1 protein-coding gene is annotated in these 2873 nt (G+C 38.7%); it reads right to left on the bottom strand.

The window, feature by feature from the left end; translation table 11 throughout:
• A partial coding sequence (locus CCAND38_RS01265) for a heavy metal translocating P-type ATPase (protein ID WP_042343167.1) occupies positions 1-2279 on the bottom strand: 2279 nt, incomplete at its 3' end.
• Positions 2280-2873: the final 594 nt, after the last annotated feature.

Genomic DNA, 2873 nt, shown 5'->3' with positions numbered 1-2873 from the left:
CCCCCTGCCGCAATGGGAATACCGATGAGGTTGTAGATAAATGCCCAAAATAAATTTTGACGAACGGCTGCTACCGTATGTTTTGATAAGCGAATAGCTTGTGGAATTTTGGTTAAATCTGATGAAATGAGCGTCATTTTGGCAACATCCATTGCGATATCAGAGCCTTTTCCCATCGCGATGCTCACATCTGCCGTGGCAAGTGCCGTACTATCGTTGATGCCATCGCCTACCATGGCTACTACTTTTCCTTGAGATTGCAGTTTTTTTACAAAGTCTGCTTTGTCTTGTGGCAACACTTCCGCTTGATAATGTTCGATGCCCGTTTGTTGGGCAATAGCTTTTGCTGTAGCCTCGTTATCGCCCGTGAGCATATACAGTTCAATCCCCATTTGCTGCAATTCTTGGATAGCTTGGACGGAATTTTCCTTAATTTTATCCGAAATTGCCAAAACGCTCAATGCTTTTTCACTATCGGCAAACCAAATTACGGTTTGGGCTTGGTGTGTCCATTCGTTGGCTTTTTCAAGTAGCTTTGCATCAATATTGATATGATTTTCGAGCAGCAATTTTTGGTTGCCTACGAAATACATTTTATCATTAAATATCGCTTTGGCACCTTTGCCTGTGATGCTTTCAAAATCAGATATTTCAACAGTGGTTACCGAGTGGAGTCTAAGTGCAACCGCCTCTGCCAATGGGTGCTCGGATTGTTTTTCAATGCTTAGAAGAATACTTTCAGCAGAGCTATCGTTATTTAGCCAAAGGACATCAGTAACTTCAGGTTTTCCTTGGGTAATGGTACCCGTTTTATCGAGAATGATGGCATTGATTTTCTTTGCCAATTCTAAACTTTCAGCATCTTTGATGAGGATTCCGTTTTCGGCACCTTTGCCCACACCTACCATTATTGCGGTGGGAGTAGCCAATCCCAAGGCACAAGGGCAAGCGATAATCAATACCGTAACGGCGGAAATCAAACCTTGTACCCATTGATTTTCAGTACCTAAAACTACCCAAAGTACAAATGTGAGTACCGCAATGGATAAAACAGCGGGAACAAAAACAGCAGCGATTTTGTCTGCTAATTTTTGTACAGGGGCTTTACTTCCTTGGGCGTCTTGTACCGTTTTGATGATGTGAGCAAGGAGCGTTTCTTTGCCCACTTTCACTGCCTGAAACTGAAAACTTCCTTTTTGATTGATGGTTCCTGCATAGACTTTTTCGCCTTCTTTTTTCTGTACAGGTACAGGTTCGCCACTCAGCATACTCTCATCTACAAATGAGTTTCCCTGCGTTACGATGCCGTCCACTGCAATTTTTTCACCGGGTTTCACGAGGATAATATCCCCTGTATTTACCGCTTCTATCGGTGTGATTTTTTCGGTATTTTCATGGAGTATTACCACGGTTTTGGGTTGCAATCCCATTAATTTTTTGATAGCGGTAGAGGTATTTCCTTTGGCTTTTTCTTCCAAATATCTTCCTAATAAGATAAAGGCGATAATCACCGATGCTGCTTCAAAATACACATGAGGATGGATACCTATTTTGTGTAGATGCTCGGCAAAAATCATCATTACTACGCTAAAAAGATAAGCGATTCCTGTGCTGAGTGCCACGAGTGTATCCATATTGGCGGTGCGATGCTGGGCTTGTTTCCACGCATTCACAAAGAAATCTTTACCCAACCAAAATAGGACAGGGGTAGCAAATAACCATGAAATTTCGTTGCTATAGGGCATGTCCATAAAAAACATTCCGATAATCACCACAGGAAGGGACAGAATAATCGCCCAAAACGATTTGAATTTTAGTTTTTTGAGTTTTTCTTCGTGGAGAGCTTCGAGGGTTTGTTGTTGTTCTTCTTCATTTTCGATGAGTAGGTCGTACCCGCCTTTTTGTACGGCTTTTTTTATTTCGGCAATGCTTGTTGCACTCGGAAAATATTCCACCGTAAGGTTGCCCGTGGCAAAATTTACCGAAGCCGATACGATGCCCTCGGTTTGCTTTACAATGTTTTCTGCCCCGCTGGCACAAGCCGCACAGCTCATGCCAAGGACGGGGTATGTTGCTTGAGTAATGGGTACTTTATAGCCTAATTTTTTTATTTTTTGTACTGCCAAAGCTGCTGATTCTAGGTTTTTGGTATCTAGTACCACCCGCTGATTGTTGATTTCTACTTTAGCACTTACAACGCCTTCTATTTGTAAAAGTTCCTTTTCGAGGAAAGAAGTTGGGTCGGCGAGGAGGTTTGGAATAGGGATTTGTATTGTCATTTTCTGCTTATTGTTAACTTATTATACGTCTACTCAGTTTTTTTCGTTAGAGTTTTTACGAATTAAATTCTGCTTCAAACTCTAATTTTTGAGCAAATATCGGAATAATATTTCAAAAATGACTATTTTAGATTTTCTAAGAATTATAAACTTACCAAGGTTTATATGATACATGTTAGGAAAATACAGATAAATTTTGAGAGATTTGTAGATAAGTATATACTTATTCTTTTATATTATTACTCATATATAAGATAAGCTGTCATCATTAAATATACAATGATAGTTGTTTATCTTTGAAAACTCAATAACTAAATAACCCCAATCCCGTATTAATAAGTTTTTGACCCAAGAATAAGTTATTTTACGGTATTAATAAGTATTTTAAAGAGTAACATTCTATTTTTCATTTACAAGTTTTTGATAATAAGTATGATAAGATAATATATGAAAAATATTTCAAAAAAACTTTCCAAAACTTTTGGTGTTTTATAAAAAAGTATTACTCTTGCACCCGCTTTGGAAGGCAGTTAGCTATTAGCTTATGGCGTATAGCTTACAGCACAAAGCAAAACGCTCAAAAAAATATTTTGA

Source organism: Capnocytophaga canis, from assembly GCF_000827555.1.
GTDB classification, from domain to species: Bacteria; Bacteroidota; Bacteroidia; order Flavobacteriales; family Flavobacteriaceae; genus Capnocytophaga; species Capnocytophaga canis.
Note: the sequence above shows the minus strand (reverse complement) of the source record. Positions and strands in the feature narration are given on the sequence as shown.